General features: G+C 69.5%; 18 protein-coding genes and 1 riboswitch. Of the genes, 10 read left to right on the top strand and 8 right to left on the bottom strand.

Annotation, left to right across the window (positions count from 1 at the left end; all coding sequences use genetic code 11):
• Window positions 1-22: 22 nt before the first annotated feature.
• Together E9228_RS06035 and E9228_RS06030 are read right to left on the bottom strand one after the other, a co-directional pair.
• Entirely contained in the window at window positions 23-760 is a 738-nt protein-coding gene (locus E9228_RS06035) for a M48 family metalloprotease (RefSeq protein ID WP_166779677.1), read from the bottom strand.
• Between the two features lie 13 nt (window positions 761-773).
• A complete protein-coding gene (locus E9228_RS06030; protein WP_166779676.1) occupies window positions 774-1148 on the bottom strand; it encodes a BlaI/MecI/CopY family transcriptional regulator in 375 nt (124 codons plus the stop codon).
• A gap of 113 nt (window positions 1149-1261) precedes the next feature.
• Window positions 1262-1369: riboswitch (glycine riboswitch) on the top strand.
• Window positions 1370-1545: 176 nt separating this feature from the next.
• Between E9228_RS06030 and gcvT the strand changes: the two genes are divergently transcribed.
• The 7 genes from gcvT to E9228_RS05995 all read left to right on the top strand — a co-directional run bounded on the left by gcvT (window position 1546) and on the right by E9228_RS05995 (window position 11849).
• Window positions 1546-2661, top strand: a complete 1116-nt coding sequence (gene gcvT, locus E9228_RS06025) for a glycine cleavage system aminomethyltransferase GcvT (protein WP_166779675.1) — start codon at window positions 1546-1548, stop codon at window positions 2659-2661.
• Between the two features lie 5 nt (window positions 2662-2666).
• Window positions 2667-3044: a glycine cleavage system protein GcvH gene (gene gcvH / locus E9228_RS06020; protein ID WP_166779674.1), complete on the top strand. Its 378-nt coding sequence runs from the start codon at window positions 2667-2669 to the stop codon at window positions 3042-3044.
• Window positions 3041-5974 (top strand): aminomethyl-transferring glycine dehydrogenase, encoded by a 2934-nt coding sequence (gcvP, locus tag E9228_RS06015; RefSeq protein ID WP_166779673.1) that lies wholly within the window; start codon window positions 3041-3043, stop codon window positions 5972-5974. Before gcvH ends, gcvP begins: the two co-directional genes overlap by 4 nt.
• A gap of 409 nt (window positions 5975-6383) precedes the next feature.
• A complete protein-coding gene (locus E9228_RS06010; protein WP_208385607.1) occupies window positions 6384-8012 on the top strand; it encodes a peptide ABC transporter substrate-binding protein in 1629 nt (542 codons plus the stop codon).
• 228 nt (window positions 8013-8240) lie between these two features.
• Window positions 8241-9170 (top strand): ABC transporter permease, encoded by a 930-nt coding sequence (locus E9228_RS06005; RefSeq protein ID WP_110903293.1) that lies wholly within the window; start codon window positions 8241-8243, stop codon window positions 9168-9170.
• Window positions 9160-10110 carry an ABC transporter permease gene (locus E9228_RS06000; protein ID WP_166779671.1) on the top strand — a complete coding sequence of 317 codons (951 nt, stop codon included), beginning with the start codon at window positions 9160-9162 and terminating at the stop codon, window positions 10108-10110. The genes E9228_RS06005 and E9228_RS06000 overlap by 11 nt, the downstream gene beginning before the upstream one ends.
• Window positions 10107-11849, top strand: coding sequence for a dipeptide ABC transporter ATP-binding protein (locus E9228_RS05995; RefSeq protein ID WP_166779670.1), 1743 nt, complete (start codon window positions 10107-10109; stop codon window positions 11847-11849). The genes E9228_RS06000 and E9228_RS05995 overlap by 4 nt, the downstream gene beginning before the upstream one ends.
• 177 nt (window positions 11850-12026) lie before the next feature.
• Here E9228_RS05995 and E9228_RS05990 read toward each other — a convergent pair whose 3' ends face one another.
• From E9228_RS05990 to E9228_RS05980, 3 genes are all read right to left on the bottom strand, one after another.
• A complete protein-coding gene (locus tag E9228_RS05990) occupies window positions 12027-12590 on the bottom strand; it encodes a PH domain-containing protein (protein ID WP_166779669.1) in 564 nt (187 codons plus the stop codon).
• A gap of 179 nt (window positions 12591-12769) precedes the next feature.
• On the bottom strand, window positions 12770-13249 hold the full coding sequence (locus E9228_RS05985; RefSeq protein ID WP_166779668.1) for a peroxiredoxin: 480 nt from the start codon (window positions 13247-13249) through the stop codon (window positions 12770-12772).
• Window positions 13250-13392: 143 nt separating this feature from the next.
• Complete coding sequence (locus tag E9228_RS05980; RefSeq protein WP_166779667.1) at window positions 13393-15075, bottom strand: ABC transporter family substrate-binding protein; 1683 nt, start codon at window positions 15073-15075, stop codon at window positions 13393-13395.
• A 144-nt stretch (window positions 15076-15219) separates the two neighbouring features.
• Between E9228_RS05980 and E9228_RS05975 the strand changes: the two genes are divergently transcribed.
• Genes E9228_RS05975 through E9228_RS05965 form a run of 3 tightly spaced genes read left to right on the top strand, consistent with a single transcriptional unit; the run spans window position 15220 to window position 19481 of the window.
• Window positions 15220-16203 carry an ABC transporter permease gene (locus tag E9228_RS05975; protein WP_166779666.1) on the top strand — a complete coding sequence of 328 codons (984 nt, stop codon included), beginning with the start codon at window positions 15220-15222 and terminating at the stop codon, window positions 16201-16203.
• A 1-nt stretch (window position 16204) separates the two neighbouring features.
• Window positions 16205-17215, top strand: coding sequence for an ABC transporter permease (locus E9228_RS05970; RefSeq protein WP_166779665.1), 1011 nt, complete (start codon window positions 16205-16207; stop codon window positions 17213-17215).
• A gap of 28 nt (window positions 17216-17243) precedes the next feature.
• Window positions 17244-19481, top strand: coding sequence for a dipeptide ABC transporter ATP-binding protein (locus E9228_RS05965; protein ID WP_166779664.1), 2238 nt, complete (start codon window positions 17244-17246; stop codon window positions 19479-19481).
• 66 nt (window positions 19482-19547) lie between these two features.
• On the opposite strand, the gene E9228_RS05960 is transcribed toward E9228_RS05965, so the two are convergent.
• The 3 genes from E9228_RS05960 to E9228_RS05950 all read right to left on the bottom strand — a co-directional run bounded on the left by E9228_RS05960 (window position 19548) and on the right by E9228_RS05950 (window position 22742).
• Complete coding sequence (locus tag E9228_RS05960) at window positions 19548-20135, bottom strand: hypothetical protein (protein WP_166779663.1); 588 nt, start codon at window positions 20133-20135, stop codon at window positions 19548-19550.
• 79 nt (window positions 20136-20214) lie between these two features.
• The gene (locus E9228_RS05955) at window positions 20215-20892 is read right to left on the bottom strand and encodes a hypothetical protein (protein ID WP_166779662.1); all 678 of its coding nucleotides are present in this window, start codon (window positions 20890-20892) and stop codon (window positions 20215-20217) included.
• Window positions 20889-22742: an alpha/beta hydrolase gene (locus E9228_RS05950; protein WP_166779661.1), complete on the bottom strand. Its 1854-nt coding sequence runs from the start codon at window positions 22740-22742 to the stop codon at window positions 20889-20891. The genes E9228_RS05955 and E9228_RS05950 overlap by 4 nt, the downstream gene beginning before the upstream one ends.
• Window positions 22743-22826: the final 84 nt, after the last annotated feature.

Below are 22826 nucleotides of genomic sequence, written 5' to 3'. Positions count from 1 at the left end.
CAGGGCGTGCCTCCCGGCCGGTTCAGGACAGCCGGGAGGCACGCACCGCGCCGAGCGCACCCGTCCCGTCCGCCACCAGGACCGCCCGGCGCAACGCGTCGCGGCCGACCCGCCGCGCGGCGGCGTCGTCCGCGGCGAACTCGACGAGGACCCGGGTCGACCGGGCCATCGCCCGCGCTCCCGGGACCCACGGGACGGCGCGTTCGACGGACTCGGCGAAGCCGACGACGGCAGCGTGGTGCTGGCGCAGGTGCGCGCGCTCGTGGGCGACCACGGCCTCCAGCTCGTCGGTCTGCAGCTGTTCCGCGAGCCCGGTGCTGACGAGGACCCCGCCGGACCGGCCGGGGACCGCGCAGGCCAGTGCGGTGTCCGCCTGCAGGACGGCGACGAGGGTGCCGTCGACCTCGCGGTGCGGTGCGGCGCCGGTGCGGATCGCCTCACGGACGGCCTCGTGCTCCGGGCCCGGTCGGACGCGGACGGCGACGGCGAACGCGACGACGGCGAGGACGGCGACGCCGACGTTCAAGCCGTGGCTCGGGGACTCCCCGATGCCGAACGGGTCGGTCAGCGGCCGGCCGGCGAGGACCACCAGGGCGATCCCGGCCACGAACCCGGCGACCCCGACGACGACGGCTGCCTGCCAGGCGGCGATCGCGGTCAGCGGGCGGCCGATGGTCCAGCCGGCTCGGGTCAGCACCCGCGGGGCGAACGCCACGACGGCGAGGGCGAGGACGACGAGGCAGACGCCGGTGACGACCACGGGAGCGGACCGTTCAGGGACGCGTTCGGGAGTCGATCGCGCGCCGGAGGACCTCGAGGTCACCGGATGCGAGCGAGCCGGTGAACTGCAGCAGCGCAGCCTCGCGGTCGGACGACGCGGCCAGCGCGTTCGCCATGAGGGAGGCCGTGTGGTCCTCTCGCGAGTGCGCGGCGTGGAAGGTGAGCGGGGCGTCGTCGTGCTGCTCGCGGACCACGGTGCCCTTGCGACCGAGCCGGTCGAGCACGGTGAGGACCGTCGTCAGGGCGGGGCGCGGTTCGTCGAAGACCTCGAGGACCTGGCGAGCGGTGAGCCCGGCGTCGGCGGTCCAGAGCGCCTCGAGCACCGCCTGCTCGAGCTGCCCACGGGGGCGCGATCGCTGTCCTGCCACGGCGTCACTCTACGTGATGTCGAAGGCCCGCCTGTGGTCGATGCCCGCGACCGCGACACATGCCCGTAACGCGGGCTCGGTATGCTCACCGGACAACAGAACACGACGGCCGACCACCCGCCGCGGGAGAGCCCTGTGACCCGGACGCAGTCCATCCGGGTCCGGGCACCGAAGGAGCAAGCTCCCCGCCAATCTCTCAGGTCCAACACCGCAGCGGGCAGGCCACTCTGAAAAGCAGACGACGGCCGTGGGCACATCCCACGGAGCCCTCGTCTCGCCCACGGTGAAAGCCGACGGACCTCACGGGCCGCGGTGAAACTCTCAGGCCCATGACAGAGGGGGAGTTCCCACCCGACGATCGTCGTCGGGCCCTGCCGATGCCAGGAGAACTCCGTCCATGTCAGAACCGCTGCGTTCGTCGCCGCTCGAAGCCGCGCACGAAGCCGCCGGTGCCACGTTCACCGACTTCGCCGGCCACCGTATGCCGGTCCGGTACTCGTCCGACCTCGCCGAGCACCACGCGGTGCGTGACGCGGCCGGTGTGTTCGACCTCTCGCACATGGCCGAGATCGGCGTACAGGGTCCGGACGCCGTCGCGTACCTCGACGCCGCGCTCGCCGGGTCCTTCGGCGCGATGCCGGTCGGCCGGGCCAAGTACTCGCTCCTCCTGACCCCCGACGGCGGGATCCTCGACGACCTCGTCGTGTACCGCACCGGCGACGACGTCTTCCTCGTCGTGGCGAACGCCGGCAACCGGGACGTCGCCGTGCAGGTCATGCAGGAGCGGGCCGCCGGACACGACGTCACCGTCACGGACGACTCCGACCGGACCGCCCTCGTCGCGATCCAGGGTCCGGCGGCCGCCGGCACGCTCGACGACCTGGTCGTCACGGACCGCCTGCAGCCGGAGACCCCGCTCGACGAACTCCGCTACTACCGGGTGCTGCACGCGCTCTTCGACGGCAGCGAGGTCCTGATCGCCCGCACCGGGTACACCGGCGAGGACGGCTTCGAGCTGTACAGCGACACCGACACCGCGCCGGCGATCTGGGACGCCCTGCTCGCCGCCGGTGCCGAGCGCGGGGTCGTGCCCGCGGGGCTCGCCGCACGTGACACCCTCCGGCTCGAGGCCGGCATGCCGCTCTACGGGCACGAGCTCGACACCTCGGTGCGCCCGGCCCAGGCCGGACTCGGCCGGGTCGTCGCGACCTCGGGCTCCTTCGTCGGGGACGCCGGCGTCGAGCCCGCACCGGATGCCCGCGTGCTCGTCGGCATCACGATGGACGGCCGACGTGCCGCCCGCGCCGGGTACGCCGTGCTCCGTGACGGTGTCGTCGTCGGCACCGTGACCTCCGGTGCCCTGTCGCCCACGCTCGGGCACCCCGTCGCGATGGCCTTCGTCGACCCGGACTGCGCCGACGGGGGACAGGTCCTCCACATCGACGTCCGCGGTACCGCCATCCCCGGAACCGTCACCGCTCTCCCCTTCTACCGTCGCGCTTCGAGAGGCTGATCCCCATGACCGACCAGACCGCACTGCAGTACACCAAGGACCACGAGTGGATCCTCGTCGAGGGCGACGTCGTCACCGTCGGGATCACCGACCACGCGGCCGAACAGCTCGGTGACGTCGTCTACGTCGAGCTCCCCGCCGTGGGCACCACCACGACCGCGGGCGAGCAGCTCGGCGAGATCGAGTCCACCAAGAGCGTCGGCGAGCTCTTCGCGCCGATCGAGGGCGAGGTCGTCGAGGTCAACGAGGCCGTCGTCGCCACGCCGGACACCGTCAACCAGGACCCGTTCGGCGCGGGCTGGCTCGTCAAGCTCCGCGTCGAGGGCACCTCGTTCCCCGAGGACCTCATGGACCACGACACCTACCGGGCGTCCATCGCATGACCAGCATCCTGCGGCAGGACGACAACCTGCAGACCACGTTCGCCGACCGGCACATCGGGACCACCCCGGCCGACCAGCGCGCCATGCTCGACGTCGTCGGGCAGCCCTCGCTCGACGCCCTCGTCCGTGCGGCCATCCCGGAGTCCATCCACGCCGCCCCGGTGACCGACTCGTCGATCCCGACCGCGGTGGGGGAGACCGAGGCGCTCGCCGAACTCCGTGCCGTCGCCGGACGCAACACGGTCCGCCGCGCGATGATCGGCCTCGGCTACGCGGACACCCACACGCCCGCCGTCATCCAGCGGAACGTGCTCGAGAACCCGAGCTGGTACACCGCCTACACGCCGTACCAGCCCGAGATCTCGCAGGGCCGGCTCGAGGCGCTCATCAACTTCCAGACGATGGTCTCCGACCTGACCGGGATGGCCACCGCAGGAGCATCGATGCTCGACGAGGGCACCGCCGTGGTCGAGGGCATGCTCCTGGCGCGCCGTGCGTCGAAGGTCAAGGGTGACGCGTTCCTGGTCGACGCCGACCTGCTGCCCCAGACGGCGGCGATCCTCGGTCACCGGGCCGAGGCCGTCGGCATCACCCTGCGCGGCTTCGACGCCGCCGACGGCCCCACCGACGCGCAGCTCGACGGCGCGTTCGGCGTCGTCCTGCAGTACCCCGGGGCCTCCGGTCGGGTCGTCGACCCGAGCCGCACCATCGAACGCGTCCACGCCGGGGGCGGCATCGCGGTCGTCGCGGCCGACCTGCTCGCGATGACCCTGCTCGCCAGCCCCGGCGACCTGGGCGCCGACGTCGCGGTGGGCACCAGCCAGCGCTTCGGCGTCCCACTCGGCTTCGGTGGCCCGCACGCCGGGTACCTCGCCGTCCGTGCCGGACTCGAGCGCCAGCTGCCCGGTCGTCTCGTCGGGGTGTCCTTCGACGCCGACGGCAGCATGGCCTACCGCCTCAGCCTGCAGACCCGCGAGCAGCACATCCGCCGCGAGAAGGCGACGAGCAACATCTGCACCGCGCAGGTGCTCCTCGCCGTGATGGCCTCGATGTACGCGGTCTACCACGGTCCCGAGGGCCTGCGCTTCATCGCGCACCGGGTCGCCCGGACGACGACCGTGCTCGCCGACGTCGCCCGTGCCGCCGGCGCCGAGGTCGTGCACGACGGCTTCTTCGACACGCTGACGCTCCGGTTCGCCGGCCGCGCCGAGTCGGTCGTCACCGCCGCACACGAGGCCGGGTACCTGCTCCACCTCGTCGACGCCGACACCCTGCAGGTCTCCGTCGACGAGACCACCGTGCCGGAGGACGTCGTCGCCCTGGCCGCCGTGTTCGGCGCCGCGGACGTCACCGTCCCGGGCACCGAGACGGCTGTGCGCGACGCCGGGACGGGCGTCCCATCCGCCCTCGACCGCGAGAGCGCGTTCCTGACCCACCCCGTCTTCTCCGCGCACCGCAGCGAGACCCGGATGATGCGGTACCTCAAGCACCTCTCCGACAAGGACTACGCGCTCGACCGCGGCATGATCCCGCTCGGCAGCTGCACGATGAAGCTCAACGCGGCGACGGAGATGGCTGCCGTGACCTGGCCGGAGTTCGCGCGTCTGCACCCGTTCGCCCCGCGCGAGGACGTGCAGGGGTACCTCGACATGATCGGCGACCTCGAGACCTGGCTCGCCGAGGTCACCGGGTACGACACCGTCTCGGTCCAGCCGAACGCCGGTAGCCAGGGCGAGCTCGCCGGTCTCCTCGCGATCCGTGGGTACCACCGCTCCCGCGGGGACGAGTCCCGCACGGTCTGCCTCATCCCGTCGAGCGCGCACGGCACGAACGCGGCGTCCGCGGTCCTCGCCGGCATGCGGGTCGTCGTCGTCGCCTGCGACGAGGACGGCAACGTGGACCTCGACGACCTCCGTGCGAAGACCACCGAGCACGCCGAGCAGCTCGCCGCGCTGATGATCACGTACCCGTCGACGCACGGCGTCTACGAGCACGACATCACCGAGATCTGCGGCGCCGTGCACGACGCCGGCGGGCAGGTCTACGTCGACGGCGCCAACCTCAACGCGCTCCTCGGGCACGCCCGCTTCGGGGACTTCGGCGGCGACGTCTCGCACCTCAACCTGCACAAGACCTTCTGCATCCCGCACGGCGGTGGCGGTCCGGGCGTCGGCCCGGTCGCGGCCAAGGCCCACCTCGCACCGTTCCTGCCCGGGCACCCGATGGCGCAGGACGCCGACCGCCGCACCGGCGCGGACGCGAGCGCCGACGGCGACCGTCCAGCGCACGCCGGCGGGCCCGTCTCGGCGGCGCCGTACGGCAGCCCGAGCATCCTGCCGATCACCTGGACCTACGTCCGGATGATGGGCGTCGAGGGGCTCACCCGCGCGACCGAGGTCGCCGTGCTCGGCGCGAACTACCTGGCGGCACGTCTCCGCGAGGCGTTCCCGGTCCTGTACACGGGCGAGTCCGGTCTGGTCGCACACGAGTGCATCCTCGACCTGCGCCCGCTGCGCGAGGCGACCGGCATCACCGTGGACGACGTCGCGAAGCGGCTCATCGACCACGGGTTCCACGCCCCGACGATGTCGTTCCCGGTCGCGGGCACGCTCATGGTCGAGCCGACCGAGAGCGAGGACCTCGCCGAGCTCGACCGCTTCGTCGACGCGATGCTCGCCATCCGCGCCGAGGCGGACGCCGTCGCCCGTGGTGCGTGGCCGGCCGAGGACAACCCGCTCGTCAACGCGCCGCACACGGCCGCGTCGGTGATCACGGGGGAGTGGCAGCACGCCTACACGCGCGAGCAGGCGGTGTACCCGGCGGCCGGACAGGCCGGGCGGAAGTACTGGCCGCCGGTGCGCCGGATCGACCAGGCGTACGGGGACCGCAACCTCGTGTGCGCCTGCCCGCCGGTGGAGGCCTTCGCGTAGGACGACGAGCGGCGTTCGCGTCAGGACGACGAGCGGACCGACGGACGGGAGGCGCGTGGCGGGATCGCTGCGCGCCTCCCGTCCGTCTGTCCGGCGGCCCGCCCGTGGATCGCGCATCATCGGGGGTGGAGCGCTCCGAATGCAAGCGGTTGCGAACGACACCTGTGGTTCACCCGCACGTCACCTCCGCGCTGCACGGACCTCGATGCAAACGCAACGGATCGGCGGTGCTCCCGCCCAGACGCGCGGATGTTGCACAATGCCGCAACGATCCTGCAACTTGGTTTCAGGCGTGTAACCGATGCGCCCAGGGTTTGGTCGGTCCTCTCCGCACTGCCTACAGTTCAGGAGTCAAACGTGCCGGGAGGGACCTCTGTGCCCGGCGCGTCCCATGCACCAGGAGGAACTCTTGATCAAGAAGCGCGCTGGGCTCACTGCCCTCGCCGTGCTCGGGGCCACAGCAATTGCCCTGACCGGCTGCTCCGGCAACGGTGGCGGAAGCGGCTCGGGCTCCGGCTCCGCCAACGCCGCTGGCATCGTCACCACGAACGGCAGCGAACCGCAGAACCCGCTCATCCCGTCGAACACCACCGAGACCGGTGGCGGCAAGATCATCACGTCGCTGTTCGATGGTCTGTTCACGTACGACGCCGACGGCAAGCCGGTGAAGGAACTCGCCAAGAGCGTCGAGACCGACGACTCGAAGACCTTCGACATCACGATCAACTCGGGGTGGAAGTTCACCAACGGTGAGGCGATCACCGCCGAGTCGTTCACGAAGGCGTGGAACTGGGCAGCCCAGAAGTCGAACGCGCAGGGCGCGAGCTACTTCTTCGAGAACATCGAGGGCTACGACGCCGACAAGGACTCCGAGCTCACCGGCCTCAAGGTCAAGAGCGACGACGAGTTCACGGTGACGCTGAAGTCGGCGCAGTCGGACTTCCCGCTGTCCCTCGGCTACAACGCCTTCGTGCCGCTCCCCTCGGTCTTCTACAAGGACACCAAGGCCTTCGGTGAGAACCCGATCGGCAACGGTCCGTACAAGCTCGACGGCAAGAGCGCCTGGACGCACAACCAGGACATCAAGCTCGTCACGAACAAGGACTACCAGGGCAAGCGCAAGCCGAAGAACGGTGGTCTGACGATCACGTTCTACACGTCCCAGGACACCGCGTACTCCGACGCCCAGGGTGGCAACCTCGACGTCCTCGACGCCGTGCCGGACGCCGCGTTCTCGACCTACAAGTCGGACTTCCCGGACTCGAACGTCAACCAGGCCGCCGCGATCTTCCAGGCGATCTACCTGCCGTACTACCTCGACCACTGGAAGGGCGAAGAGGGCCAGCTCCGTCGCCAGGCGATCTCGCTGTCGATCAACCGCAAGCAGATCACCGACAAGATCTTCCAGGGCACCCGCACCCCGGCCAAGGACTTCACCTCCCCGGTGATCGACGGCTGGACCGGCGACCTCAAGGGCTCCGACGTCCTGCAGTACGACAAGGCCGAGGCCAAGAAGCTCTGGGCGCAGGCGGACGACATCTCGCCGTACAACGACACGCTCACCATCGCGTACAACGCTGACGGTGGACACGAGGCCTGGGTCACCGCGGTGACCAACTCGATCTCCAGCACGCTGGGCATCAAGGCCGAGGGCAAGGCCCTCCCGACGTTCGCCGAGGCGCTCGCGCTGCAGACGGACGACAAGCTCAAGGGCGGCAGCCGCACCGGTTGGCAGGCCGACTACCCGTCGCTGTACAACTTCCTCGGCCCGACCATGGGCAAGGGCTCCTCGAACAACTACTCGCGCTACGACTCGGCCGAGTACAACGAGCTGCTCGCCAAGGGCCGTTCGGCCTCCTCGGTGGAAGAGGGCAACAAGTCCTTCGACCAGGCTCAGGAGCTGCTGCTCAAGGACCTGCCCGAGATCCCGCTCTGGTACTCCAACGTGACCGGTGTCTGGTCTGCAGACAACGTCAAGAACGTCAAGTTCGGTTGGGACTCCGTCCCGCTGTACTACGACATCGAGGTCACCAAGTAACACCGGTCTCCTCGGAGACACATCGCGGACAGGTATCCTGCTCCGCGGCCAACCGGACGGGGGTTCGGGGACCACGGTCCCCGAGCCCCCGTACCACGGCGGTCACACCTTCCCCCACGAACGCGGGCGCCGCCGCCCGCACCGGACACCCGTGCCGACCCTCGGACCGTCCACCCCTCACGACATGAACCTGAACGACATGCGCAATGCGAACCAGGCAGGGATCTGATGCTCTGGTACCTCGGCAAGCGCCTCCTGCAGCTCATCCCCGTCTTCTTCGGGGCCACGTTCCTCATCTACTTCATGGTGTTCTCGCTGCCCGGGGACCCGGTCGCCGCACTGTTCGGTGACCGCCAGCCGTCACCGCAGGTGATCGAAGCGATCCGGCAGCAGTACAACCTCGACAAGCCCTTCTTCGTCCAGTACCTGCTCTGGGTCGGCGGCCTGTTCCGCGGTGACCTCGGCACGACGTTCTCGGGCCTGCCGGTCAGCCAGCAGCTCGCCGCGGCGTTCCCGATCACCGCGCGCCTGGCGATCCTGTCGCTCGTCTTCGAGGCCGTCGCCGGCATCGTCGTCGGCGTCGTCGCGGGTCTCCGCAAGGGCAAGCTGTTCGACGCGACGGCCCTGGTCGTCTCGCTGCTGCTCATCTCGGTGCCGACCTTCGTCGTCGGGTTCCTGCTGCAGTACGTCCTCGGCATCAACCTCGGACTGTTCCGCGTGACGGTCTCCGGCCAGGCCCCCTGGTCCGAACTGGTGCTGCCGGCGATCGTGCTGGCGTCGGTGTCCTTCGCCTACATCGTGCGACTCACCCGCGCGAGCGTGGCCGAGAACATGAGCGCCGACTTCGTGCGCACCGCGACCGCGAAGGGCCTGTCCCGCCGTCGTGTCGTCGGCGTGCACATCTTCCGGAACTCGCTCATCCCGGTGGTGACCTACCTGGGTGTCGACATCGGCAACCTGATGGTCGGCGCGATCGTGACCGAGGGCATCTTCAACATCCACGGTGTGGGTGGCACGGTGTTCCAGGCCGTCAAGCTCGGCGAGGGCCCGACGGTGGTCTCCTTCGTCGCCGTGATGGTCATCATCTTCATGCTCGCCAACCTCCTGGTCGACCTGCTCTACGCCGTCCTGGACCCGAGGATCCGTTATGCCAAGTAACACCGAACCCCGCTCGGCGACGCACTACGTCGCGCCGATCGAGGAGACTCCGCTCCTGGCGGTCGACCAGGTCAACGAGGACGAGAAGACCCGTTCGCTGTGGACCGACGCGTGGGAGTCCATGCGCCGCCGTCCCACGTTCTGGATCTCGTCCATCCTGATCCTGCTGATCATCGTCGTGGCGATCGCACCGGGGCTCTTCACGCACCTGGACCCGCGCGCCGCGAACCTCGACGACAGCAACGAGGGCCCGCGTGCGGGCCACCTGCTCGGCTTCACGCGCCAGGGCTACGACGTGTACGCCCGTGTCATCTGGGGTGCGCAGAACTCGCTCATCGTCGGTCTGCTCGCGACCGTGCTCGTCACGATCGTCGGCGTCGTCATCGGCGCCCTCGCCGGGTTCTACGGCGGCTGGCTCGACACGATCGTCTCCCGCATCGGTGACGTCTTCTTCTCGATCCCGACCGTCCTCGGCGCGATCGTGATCATGTCGGTGGTGCCGGCGCGGAACGCCGTGACGGTGTCACTCGTGCTCGCCGTCTTCGCCTGGCCGCAGATCGCACGCATCATGCGCGGTGCCGTGCTCAGCGCCAAGCAGGCCGACTACGTGACGGCGTCCGCCGCGCTCGGCGTCAGCCGCTTCACGACGCTCGTGCGCCACGTGATCCCGAACTCGCTCGCACCGGTCATCGTCGTCGCGACGGTGTCGCTCGGCACGTTCATCGTCGCCGAGGCCACCCTGTCGTTCCTCGGTATCGGTCTGCCGCCGTCGGCGCTCAGCTGGGGACTGGACATCGGCGCCGCGCAGTCGTCGATCCGCACCAGCCCGTCGACCATCTTCTGGCCGTCCGCCGCCCTTTCCATCACCGTGCTCGCGTTCCTCCTCCTCGGTGACGTGGTCCGCGACGCGCTCGACCCGAAGGCGAGGGCCCGCCGATGAGCGAGACACTCACCTCGCCGAACGCCAAGGCGTCCGGCACCTCCGGCGCCCCGCTGCTGGAGATCACCGACCTGCACGTCGGCTTCAAGACGCAGTCCGGTCTCGTGCAGGCCGTCCGCGGCGTGAACATGACGCTCGAGCAGGGCGAGCGCCTGGCGATCGTGGGGGAGTCCGGTTCGGGCAAGTCCACCAGTGCCCAGGCGATCATCAAGCTCCTCCCCGGCACGGGCCAGATCACGGGCGGCTCGATCAAGCTGAACGGGCGCGAGCTCGTCGGCCTGAACGAGAAGCAGATGGCCGAGATCCGCGGCACCGAGATCGGGTACGTCCCCCAGGACCCGATGTCGAACCTCAACCCGCTCTGGAAGATCGGGTTCCAGGTCGAAGAGGCCATCAAGGCGAACGGCATGGCGACCGGCAAGGCCGCGATCCGCGCCCGTGCCATCGAGGTCCTGCAGGAGGCCGGGCTCGGTGACGCCGAGAGCCGCCTCAAGCAGTACCCGCACGAGTTCTCCGGCGGCATGCGCCAGCGTGTGCTCATCGGCATCGGTCTGTCCAGCCGCCCGAAGCTGCTCATCGCGGACGAGCCGACCTCGGCCCTCGACGTCACCGTGCAGCGCGTCATCCTCGACCACCTCGAGAGCCTGACGCGCGACTTCGGCACCTCGGTCCTGTTCATCACCCACGACCTCGGTCTCGCTGCCGAGCGTGCCGAGAAGCTCGTGGTGATGTACAAGGGCCAGGTCGTCGAGGCCGGTCCGTCCAAGGAGATCCTGGCGAACCCGCAGCACCCGTACACGCAGCGCCTCGTCGCCGCGGCACCCTCGCTCGCGAGCCGCCGCATCCAGTCGAAGGTGCAGCACCAGACGGTCGCGATCGCCGACACCGGCAGCGAGGACGACGAGCTCCTGGCCCGTGCCCACGCCCGGGAGAGCAAGCCCACCGAGGACCTCATCGTGGTCAAGGACCTGCAGAAGGTCTACAAGCTGCGCGGTCAGGGCGTCGCGACCCGCGAGTTGAAGGCCGTCGACGGCGTCTCGTTCGCGATCCCGAAGGGCACCACCACGGCGCTCGTCGGCGAGTCCGGTTCGGGCAAGTCGACCGTCGCGAAGCTGGTCCTGCAGCTCGAGTCGATCACGTCCGGTTCGGTGCAGTTCGACGGCATCGACATCGGCGCGCTCAAGGGCAAGGACCTGTTCGACTTCCGTCGTCGCGTGCAGCCCGTGTTCCAGGACCCGTACGGCTCGCTGGACCCGATGTACAACGTCGGGAACACGATCGCGGAGCCGCTCAGCACGCACAAGGTCGGAGACAAGGCCTCGCGTCGCGCGCGGGTCCTCGAGTTGCTCGACCAGGTGGCCCTGCCGAAGTCGATGGTCAACCGGTACCCGAGCGAACTGTCCGGCGGACAGCGGCAGCGCATCGCCGTCGCCCGGGCGCTGGCACTCAAGCCCGAGGTGATCGTCCTCGACGAGGCGGTCTCGGCACTCGACGTGCTCGTCCAGGGCCAGATCCTGGACCTGCTCACCGAGCTGCAGTCGGAGCTCGGTCTGACCTACCTGTTCATCACCCACGACCTCGCGGTCGTCCGCCTCGTGGCGGACAACGTGTGCGTGATGCGCAAGGGCCAGATCGTCGAGAAGGCGACGACCGACGAGGTCTTCGCCAATCCGCGCGAGCAGTACACGAAGGACCTGCTGGCCGCCATCCCCGGCGCCGGCTTCGAGTTCGGTCGCTGACCCCGACCCGTTCCACCCACGGAACGCGCTGCCCCGGCTCCGGGACGGCGCGTTCCGTCGTTCCGGGCGTCTGACGGGAGGCTCGCGCCACCTCGCGCAGGTCGGGCCCGGAACGGCGCGGGCCAGGCCCGGTACGGCGTGGGCCAGGCCTGGTAGCGGGCCTCGGTCAGTGCGGGCTCAGAGGTGTGCGCCGGCCATGCTGCCGGCGATCCCGAGCACGACGAGGGCGACGATCGCCCAGCCATGCGCGCGGTGCACGATCGGCGCGGCCGTCACGGTCGCCGGAGGAGCGCCGTCGTACGAGACCGGGGCGGGCACCCGCGCACGCATCTCGTCGGCCGCAGTGGCGACGGTGACCGGCACCGAGCCTCCTGGCCGTTCGACCGCGAGGCGTGCCGTCGGACGCGGGGCGATCCAGACTCGCTGGTCACCCTGGTCGGTCACGATCTCGAGGCCGTACTTGGACCGCACGTCCTGCACGCGCCGCCACGCGAAGCGGGTGGTGCGGCGGACGTCGACGACGACCAACTCGTCCTCGGTGAGCTCGATGTGTGGACGCCAGAGCACGACCCAGGCGAACCAGGCGATGAACAGGGACGGCACCGGGACCAGCCAGGCGGCGCGGAGGCCGTTCGTGGCGAGTCCGATGACGACCAGGGCGACGGCGACGACCCAGAGGGCGACGGCGAAGCGACGCATGTGCGTGGCGACGATCCGGACGGGCACGCTCGGTTCGGGCATGGGGGCAAGCCTAGGAGACGGCGGATCGGCGAGCGACGAGAGCGCCTCCCCGGGACCACCCACCGAGCGGACCAGACAGGCCGAGCGCGTACCGGCAGGAGACCCGATGTCCCGGGGAGGCGAGCCCGGAGGTCTACTGGGCATCCATGGTCACCCCGTCGGTCCGGCCTGTCAACGCCTCATTCGACGAGTTGCTCGATCTGGTCACGGATGACCTCGGCACGCGGGAACCGGAGCCCGACCAGGCCGACGTGTCGCCAACGGACCAGGCCGTCCGGACCGATGACGAACACCGAGCGGCGGAGGCCCAGACCCGGCACGTGCACGCCGTAGGCGCGGATGACGTCGCCGCCGACGTCGGAGAGGAGCGGGAAGGCGAGCGACGCGTCGCGGGCGAAGCCCTCGTGTGAGTCGAGGCCCTGCGGACTGATGCCCCACACGACGGCACCGAGATCGCGGAAGTCGTCGAGCTCCTGCTGGTAGGAGCACAGCTGCGCGGTGCAGACCGGTGTGGCGTCACCGGGGTAGAAGGCGAGGACCACCGGTCGACCGACCTCGGCCGCCAGTGAGTACTCGGCGTCGGTGCGGACACCGTCGCGCACGATCATGCCGGGGAGGGTGAAGCCCGGTGCCGCGGAACCGGTCTCGGGGATGGCCATGGGGCAACAGTACGGTCCGGGCAGCGGAGGTGACGGGGACCGCACCGAGGATGTGCTGCGAGAGCGCACACCGGATCGAGCGCGGACGAGAGAAGGGGCCGGACGCACTGCGCCCGGCCCCGCTCCCGACCCTCAGACGGTGGCTACTTGGTGAAGCCGACCTTCGTCCAGTCGATGTTCTGCGCACCCGCGAACGCGCCGTAGTTGGCGAGCTTCGGGTTCTGCGCGACCAGCGCGGGCTTCGCGGTGATCGGCATCGAGTGCCCGATCGACCAGACCTGCTCGTCGATCTTGTTCCAGATGGCGTTCGCCTTGTCCGAGTCCGGCTCGGAGAGCGCCTGCTTCGTCAGCTTGTCGATCGCGCCCGAGCTGACACGGCCGTAGTTCTGGCCGGTGGCACCCGAGGTGTAGATCGTCGCCGAGCTGGAGTGGAAGCCCGTGCCGCCCCAGACGAAGATCGTCATGTCGTAGTTGCCCGGGGTGACGTACTGCTCGAAGAAGTCGTCGGTGGCGACCGACTTCAGGGTGAGCTTCACGCCGATCTCCTTCAGCTGCTGCTGCATGACCTGGGCGAGCTGCTGCGAGACCGGGGCACCCGACGGGATCGTGATGGCGATCGCCAGCTGCTTGCCGCCCTTCGAGCGGTAGGTGCCGTCGGTCTTCCAGCCGTCGTCGTCCAACAGCTTCTTCGCCTTCTCGACGTCGAAGGTCGCGTTCGGCTTGATGTTCGACTTGTAGCCCTTGTCGGTGGACAGGAACAGGTGGTTGTCGAGCGTGCCGAGCTTGTAGGGCAGGGTCCCGCCGATGACCTGGGCCAGGGCGTCACGGTTCACGGCGTGCTGGATCGCCAGCCGGAGCTGCTTGTCCTTGAGCAGGCCGTTCGTCGAGAAGTCGACGTGCGTGTACTGCGCCGAGGTCGAAGCGAGGATCTTCGTGCTCTTCGCCTTCTTCACCCGGTCGAAGCGCTCCGACGTCGTCGTCAGGACGGAGTCGATCTCCTTGTTGAGGTACGCGTCCACATCGGCGTTGCCGTCGAGGGACCGGAAGATCACCTGGTCGAGCTTCGGCTTGTCGCCCCACCAGTTCGTGTCCGGCTTCATCGTGACGGTGCCGGCGGTCTCGTTGAGGTCGGTGATCTCGTACGGGCCGGACGACACGGGCACCTTGCCCTTGTAGCCGTTGTTGAACTGGTCCGGCGTGCTGGTCTGGCTGGCCGGGTAGAGCGGGCTGAACAGCGACTTCCAGTCCGAGAACGGCGTGCCGAACTTGACCACGACGTCCTTGTCGGTCGCACCCTTGGTGACGGAGTCGATGTCCTCGTAGCCGGTGGACCCGGCGATGAGGTAGTCCTTGTCCGTGCCGTTGGTGGTCTTCCACTCGTTCTCGAAGTCACGCCAGGTGATCTCCGAGCCGTCGTTCCACTTGGCCTGGTCGTTGATCGTGTACGAGATCGTGAGCGGGTCGTCGCTCGTGACCTCGGCCTTCGAGACGTAGTCGGTGTTCAGGGTGGGTGCACCCTTGCCGTCGATCGTGTAGATGAACGGCATCGTCGCCTGTTCGATCGTCGATGCGTCGACCAGCGGGCCGTCCACCTCGTTGTAGTTCCACTGCGAGACCCACTGCGAGATCGGGAGACGCAGCGTGCCGCCGTCCTCCAGGTCCGAGACGGGCTTCGGGTTGATCTGCGCCGAGGTCGGCAGCGTCTTCTTACCGGAGTCGTTCGACGACGATCCGCCGGATCCACCCGATCCGCCGGAGCAGCCGGTCACGGCGAGTGCGATGCCGGCGAGGGCCGCCGTCACCACGAGGACTTTCCTGTGCTTCATTTGGTTCCCCTCTGGAAGTTGACGTTGAGCCTAGGGCCCCCCAGCGGGGGTAGAGGGCGTTTTCTGCATCCGACGTACTTTCGTTACGAGCCCGGGCGGGGCGCGACATGTACCGGAAACAAACGAGGCTCTATGGTGGCCTCCATGATCCGCTTCCTGGCGCGTCGATTCGTGTACTACGTCGTGCTCGTGTTCCTCGCGACCTCGCTGACCTACTTCCTCGCGTCAGCGACGTTCAGCCCCCGCTCCGTCTACGCGCAGCGGAACCCCGCGCCGTCAGCGCAGGTCATCGACGCCAAGCTCGACGACATCGGCGTGAACGACAAGACCCCGGTGGTGATCCGGTACACGCACTGGCTCGACGGGGTCGTGCACGGGGACCTCGGGCAGACGATCCAGGACCGTCCGGTGAACGAGCAGTTCTTCCCGCGGCTCGGGGTGAGCCTCCGGCTGCTGCTCGTCGGCTCGGTCGCGGGCATCGTGCTCGGCGTGCTCGTCGGCGTCTGGAACGCGATCCGGCAGTACCGGATCTCGGACCGGGTGAGTGCGGCAATCTCGATCCTCCTGTTCTCGACGCCCGTGTTCCTGACCGCGGTGTTCCTGAAGATCAGTGCGACCAAGCTCAACCAGGACGCCGGCAGTCAACTCATCAACTTCACCGGTGAGGCCACGCCGGGACTCGACGGGTCATCGTGGACCCTGCTGGTGGACCGCGGCGCGCACCTGCTGCTGCCGACGATCTCCATCGCCCTCGGCCTCATCGCGATCTACAGCCGGTACCAGCGGGCGACGATGCTCGACGTCCTCGGCTCGGACTTCCTCCGGACGGCGCGGGCGAAGGGGCTCACGCGGGGCCGCGCCACCTTCAAGCACGGCCTGCGGACCGCACTCATCCCGATGACCACCCTGTTCGCCTACGGGTTCCTCGGGATCCTGACCGGGGCCACCCTGACCGAGAAGATCTTCGCGTGGAACGGGCTCGGCTCGTGGTTCATCGACGCGGTGAACGGCAACGACGTCAACGTCGTGACGGCGTACACGCTGTTCGCCGCGGTGGTGGTGCTCATCGCCGGCTTCCTCGCCGACGTCGCGACCGCCGCGCTGGACCCGCGCGTCAGGAGGGCATGACATGACCGACACCAGGATCGAACCCGTCGACCCGACGCTCGTCGCGCGGAGCGACACCCCGGCCCGCCCGAAGCGGCAGGGCAACCGGTTCCTGCAGACCACGCGTCGGCTGTTCATGAACCGTGGTGCCGGCATCGGCGTCGTCGTCATCGTGCTCCTCTTCGCCTTCGCGTTCCTCGGCCCGCTGCTGAGCCCCTGGCAGTACTCGGAGATCGACTACACGTCGTTCACCCGGCCGCCGAGCGCCGCGCACTGGTTCGGCACGAACGGCATCGGCCAGGACGTCTTCGCCCAGACCGCCCGCGGCATGCAGAAGAGCCTGCTGATCGGCCTGCTCGTCGCGGTGTTCTCGACCGCCATCGCCGCGATCACGGGGGCCGCTGCCGGGTACTTCGGCGGCTGGGTCGACCGCATCGTGATGTTCTTCGTCGACATGCTGCTCGTGCTGCCGTCGTTCCTCATCATCGCGATCATCAGCCCGCGCATCCAGAACGCCGGGTGGCTCGTGCTGGTCGTGCTCATCACGCTGTTCGGCTGGATGATCACCGCTCGCGTGGTGCGGGCGATGACGCTGTCCGTCAAGGAGCGCGAGTTCGTGCGAGCTGCCCGCTACATGGGGATCGGCCCGTTCCGGATCATCTTCCGGCACATCCTGCCGAACGTCGCCTCGTTCCTCATCATCGACGGCACGATCCAGGTCGCGACCGCGGTGCTCGGCGAGACGACCCTGAGCTACTTCGGCTTCGGCGTGCAGGCGCCCGACGTCTCACTCGGGACGCTCATCGCGCAGAACCAGGACAACGCGCTCACCAGCCCGTGGCTGTTCTACTTCGCGGCGAGTGCGCTCGTCGTCTTCGCGATCGCGGCGAACCTGATCGGTGACGGCCTGCGCGACGCACTCGACCCGACCTCGACGACCGGCAAGCGCGAGAAGCGCAACCGCCGTCGGGACCAGAACCAGGCGGCCGTGGACGTGGCCGCGTTGAACACACAGGCCGGCTCCGGCGTATGACCGCCGCACTGACGACCGGGGAAGCAGCATGAGCACCATCACGAACGGGTCGGCCGCGACGCCGACGACCACCACCGAGCCGATCCTGCGCGTCCGCGACCTGCACGTGCGCTTCCCGACACCGCGGGGGACCGTGCACGCCGTCCGGGGTGTCGACCTCGAGCTCCGACGTGGCGAGGTGCTCGGCATCGTCGGGGAGTCCGGGTCCGGCAAGTCGGTGACGAGCATGGCCGTCCTCGGACTGCTGCCCGACACCACCAAGGTCACCGGCTCCGTCGAACTCGACGGCGAGGAGCTCCTCGGCCGTTCGGACAAGCAGATGAGTCGACTGCGCGGTGACAAGGTGGCGATGGTCTTCCAGGACCCGCTGTCCGCGTTCACGCCGGTGTACACGATCGGTGACCAGATCGCGGAGACCGTCCGACTGCACCGCGGCGCCTCGAAGGCCGAGGCACGGGCCCGCGCGATCGAGCTCCTCGAGCTCGTCGGGATCCCCGAGCCCGCGCGTCGTGTCGACGCCTTCCCCCACGAGTTCTCCGGCGGCATGCGGCAGCGCGCGATGATCGCGATGGCGATGGCCAACGACCCCGACGTGATCCTGGCCGACGAGCCCACCACCGCACTCGACGTCACGATCCAGGCCCAGATCATCGAGGTGCTCCGGACGGCCCAGCGCGAGACCGGTGCCGCCCTGGTGTTCGTCAGCCACGACCTCGGCGTCATCGCGGGCATCGCCGACCGGATCGCGGTCATGTACGCCGGCCGCATCGTCGAGACGGCGACCGCCGAGGAACTGTTCGCTCGCCCGCGGATGCCGTACACGATCGGCCTCATCGGGGCCCTCCCGCGACTCGACGCCACCGACCGGTCGCCGCTCGTGCCGATCCCCGGCTCGCCGCCGTCGCTCATCGACCTGCCGGACGCCTGCCCCTTCGCGGCTCGTTGCCCGCTGGTCAGCGAGGTCTGCCGTTCGACCGAACCGGTCCTGGCACCGCCGGTGGGGATCGGCGTCGCAGCCGTCGACGCGGCCGCCGGCATCGCCACCGACACGGACACGGACACCGGGAGCGGCGCCGTCACCGCCGGCACCTCGCTCCCGCTGCGGGCGGCCGGGCACACCGCCGCCTGCCACCGCACCGCCGAGGTCGCCGCCGCACACGCGGACGCCGGCCGGATCTTCGCGCTGCCGGTCATCCCCGACCACGCAGCCGCTGTCGAGGCCGCGCGCACCGACCGGGAGCCCGTCGTCCACGTCGAGGGCCTCACCAAGACGTTCCCGCTCGTCAAGGGCGCCGTCTTCCGTCGGAAGGTCGGCGACGTCTACGCCGTCGACGGGGTCGACCTCGACATCCGTCGCGGTGAGACCCTCGGCCTGGTCGGCGAATCCGGGTCCGGCAAGTCGACCACGCTGCACCAGCTGATGGACCTCGAACGACCCGAAGCGGGCACCGTCGAGCTGTTCGGGGAGTCGCTCGCCGATGCCACCGCGCACGGAGCGGCGGGCACGCGAGCCCTGCGCCAGCGCATCTCGATGGTGTTCCAGGACCCGTCCGCCAGCCTCGACCCGCGCATGTCCGTCTTCGACGTCATCGCCGAGCCCCTCCGTGCGATCGGCGCCCCGGCCTCCCGGATCGACGAGCGCGTGCCGGAACTGCTCGGCCTGGTCGGGCTGCAGGCCGCCGAGGCCGACCGCTACCCCCACGAGTTCTCCGGCGGGCAGCGGCAGCGCATCTCGATCGCCCGTGCCCTCGCGGTGGAGCCCGACCTCGTCGTCCTCGACGAACCGGTCTCGGCCCTCGACGTGTCGATCCAGGCCGGCGTGCTCAACCTGCTCGCCGAGCTCAAGGCGCGCCTGGGACTGTCGTACCTGTTCGTCTCGCACGACCTGTCCGTCATCCGGCACGTCGCCGACCGGGTCAGCGTCATGTACCTCGGCCGCACGGTCGAGGAGGGTGCCGTCGACGAGGTCTTCGAACGGCCGATGCACCCCTACACGGCAGCACTCATGTCCGCCGTTCCGGTGCCCGATCCCGTCATCGAGCGCTCGCGGACGACGATCCTGCTGCCGGGGGACCCGCCCAGCCCGACCGATCGACCGACCGGCTGCCGGTTCCGGTCACGCTGCCCGCTCTACGCGATCCTGCCCGAGGCGGAACGGCGTCGCTGCGAGACGGAAGAACCGGAGAAGGCGCCCCGCCGGGGCGAGGACGTGGACCACCGCGCGGCCTGCCACTACCCGGAGAAGGTCGCGTCGATCGCGGCGTGACCGGGGACGGACGGGAGGCGGTGCGCATGACATGCGGAGCGCCTCCCGTCCGTCTCGCGGTGCGGCTCAGATCTTCGGAGGGCTGATGATCGGGGAGTCCCATGTCGGCGGATCGGGGTACTCGCCGGGCCTCGAACTCCGGGGGTGCAGTCCGGCGGCACGGCTCCCGACTGCTTCCGAGAGGGCATCGTCGTCGTTGGTCCAGAACAGGTCGCTGGAGACCGTCAGCGAGTGATGACCACTCCGTCGGACGAGGTACTCGACACGCCAGCCGTCGCTGGTGAAACCGTCGAGGTAGGAGGTAGGCCCGACCCGTTCGACGTGGGAGCTCCAGTTGTTCGCGGCGAAGGAGTCGAGCATCGGATCGAGATCTGACTTGGCTCCCTCTGCGCCTTCGGGGTCGTACGAGCGACTCGAGGTCAGTGCGGAGGTGTTGTGCGTGTCCGCGCCGGGCAACGGTGCCATGCCGTCGCCGCCGATCTGGGGGATGTCGTCTCCGCCGTTCCAGTGCCACTCGCCGCCGTGGACAGCGAGCTGCGCCCCCGCAAGCAGTCGCTGCATGTGGTCGTAGCGGTCGCGGTACCGATCGAACTCCTCATGGAGTGTCATCGCGTGGACCTGTTCTTGGGAGAGTCCGGCGGCGTCCTTCGGCATCTCTGGCCCCTTGCCGCGCAACCGGCCAACCCGAGGGCGGTCAGAGCGACGGCTACGAGCGCCGATCGGTGGCGCATCGTCAGATCTCGGGCTGGTTGATGATGGGCGACTTCCATGATGGCGGGACAGGGTGTTCGCCCGGGACGGAGTCGTCCGGCCACTGCAGCGCAGACCTTCCGTACACAGCCGTCGACAGGTCGAGCGCGTCGTTGGTCCAGAACAATTCGCTGTAGACGTCGAGGGAGTACCGCCCGTTGGTGCGGAGACTGTAGTTGATCTGCCATCCGTCGCCTGTGTTGGCCCAGACTTCGTAGCTGTCGGAGATCGCGCGTTGGTCGATCGCCCACCCCTGGTGTTCGAAGTACTCGATCATGGGGTCGAGGTCGCGCTCGGCGCCGGTGGCGCCGGGCGGCATCCAGATACGGCCAGAAGTGAGGAAGTAGCTGTTCTTTGTGTCTGCTCCGGGCAGGGGCGCGACCCCGTCGCCGCCGATCCCAGGGATTCCGTCGCCGGCGACCCATTCCCATTCGCCATCGTGGACGGCGAGCTGCGCTCCCTCGAGCAGCCGTTGCATGTGTTGGTAGTGGTCGCGGTAGCGGTCGTACTCCTGGTGGAGTGTCAGCTCTCGGACCTGTTCCTGGGTGAGTCCGGCGGCGTCCTTCTGCATCTCTGGTCCTCCTGGCGCGCAACCGGTCGCCAGCCCCACGACGAGGAGAGCGGTGACGATCGCGCGGTGCATCGTGGTGGTGCGGTTCATCTGGGACTCCCGATGGCGATGATCTCGGCGATGTGGCGCTGTGACGTGGCATCCGGCGACAAGTACCCGACGCCGCGATCCGGGTACATGTCGTGGCCGGTGACCGCTTTCGTGCCCGGACCGGCGTCAGCGGAGAAGACCTCGACGCCCGTGATGTCGCGAGGATCGGTCCGGCCGATCCGGCCGAACGCTGCTGTGTGATCGGCGCTGCCTTCCGTCGCGAAGACATGACCGACGTTGAGGTGTTCGGGCCATGTGGTCGTGGTGAACCCGACCGAGCCGTACGTGACGAAGGAGTCGATCCGGTGCCGTGTCTGCGCGAGGCCTTCCGCTGCCGTGGCCGAGCCGTAGGAGTGGCCCAGGACGGTCATCGCATGCGGTGGCTTGCCGGCTCGGCTCTCGTGGATGCCGTCGAGGAACGACGCGAGGTCCGCGCCGCCCGAAGAAGCTCGGCTCTGGGAGGGGACCTCGGATGCGACCGGGGCGCGGTAGCCGAACCACGACACGACGGCGAATGACGCCTGGCGGTCTTCCCTGCGGGTGGCAGCGATCAGACTGTTCGCGGCGCGGACCTTCTCATCCGCGCTGTCGAGCGTGGTCGTCGCACCCGGTACGTTCACCGTGACGTTCGATGCCGTGTCCAGGTCTCCGAGCGCGATGGCGGCCACGAGCGCTCCGTTCGAGGCACCGAACCCGATCAGTTGGCCGACTTGGGTTGTCGGCCGTCGCAGTGTCCGCGCCAGTTCGTCCGCGCGCCTGAGCCCATCTCGCAACGCCGCCACCTGCCGACGGAACTCGTCCATCCCCACCGCCCCGTAGGTGTACGGCAGCCCGAGCATCCGGTACACCCGCTCCGGGTTCGCCAGCGCGGTGGTCAGGACCGCGCGCGAGGCGATGTCCCGCGCCGCAGCCGGGACACCGTCGAGGTTCGCGATCTGCAGCTTCGTCGCCAGGGGGAGCGCGCGGAGGTCGTGTTCCGACAGCCCGAGTCCCCGCCAGGCCGCTGCGACCTCGGCCGGCGTCGCCGACGGGTCCAGTGCTCCTCGGAGTGCCGCTGGCAGGGTCGACGTGCCGGCGACGTCGAGGGTCCCGTTCGCCAGGCACACGCGACCACCCGCGGCGGCGAACGCGTCTGCGATACGTGCCGCCCATGCGGCGTCCTCGGCGTTCTCGGCCAGGTAGTCCCCGAACCCGAGGAGCAGGGTGGCCTCGTCGACCGGGACCCAACTGCACCGACTGGTGAAGCCCGCCCACGCGTTCCGGACCCGTGTCAGGTCCTGTTCGGTGGCCGCGTCCTGCACATGAGCCGAGTCGCTGAACTCGCGGAGGCGCCGAGGGTCGGCACCGCTCCGGCCGCCCGCACCGCTCGGACCACCCGCGCCACTCCCGCCGCCGCCGCTGCTCCGCGGCCGGGTCCGCGCACGGAACGACGCCGTCAGCGGTGTCGGACGGACCGGGGTCTCTGCCGGCTCCGGGTCCCAGAGACAGCTGGACCAGTCCAGTGTCGGCCGCAGCGGGGCTCCGACGGTGAGGAGGGCCCGGTCCCGTTCCCGTTCGCGCTCCTGCCACGTGGCACGAGCCTCCTGTCGCCGGCGCTCCTCGTCCGCCTGACGGTTGACGACGTGCAGCTGGACGGCGAGGTCCTCGAGCGCCCTCGTCAGCCGGACCCGGTCCTCGGACTCGACCGTCCGCGCCGCCGCGAACAGGCGTGCGTACGCGCCGTGGAAGTCGTGCAGTGCGGTCTCCGCGCTCGCCCGTCGGCCGGCACCGCTCGCGCGGAGGTGCAGCGCCACCTCGGTCAGGCAGGTGACCAGCCGTGACGCGGCCGCCTCGTCGAACTCGATCCCCATCGTTCCCCACATCGCTCGGAGCAGTGTGTGGAACGTAGCATTTCAGCAGGTCGGATCGGAAGCTCTCGGGATGCCTGTGGAGAA

Origin of the sequence: Curtobacterium salicis (assembly GCF_011759505.1) — a bacterium.
Taxonomy (GTDB): domain Bacteria; phylum Actinomycetota; class Actinomycetes; order Actinomycetales; family Microbacteriaceae; genus Curtobacterium; species Curtobacterium salicis.
Note: the sequence above shows the minus strand (reverse complement) of the source record. Positions and strands in the feature narration are given on the sequence as shown.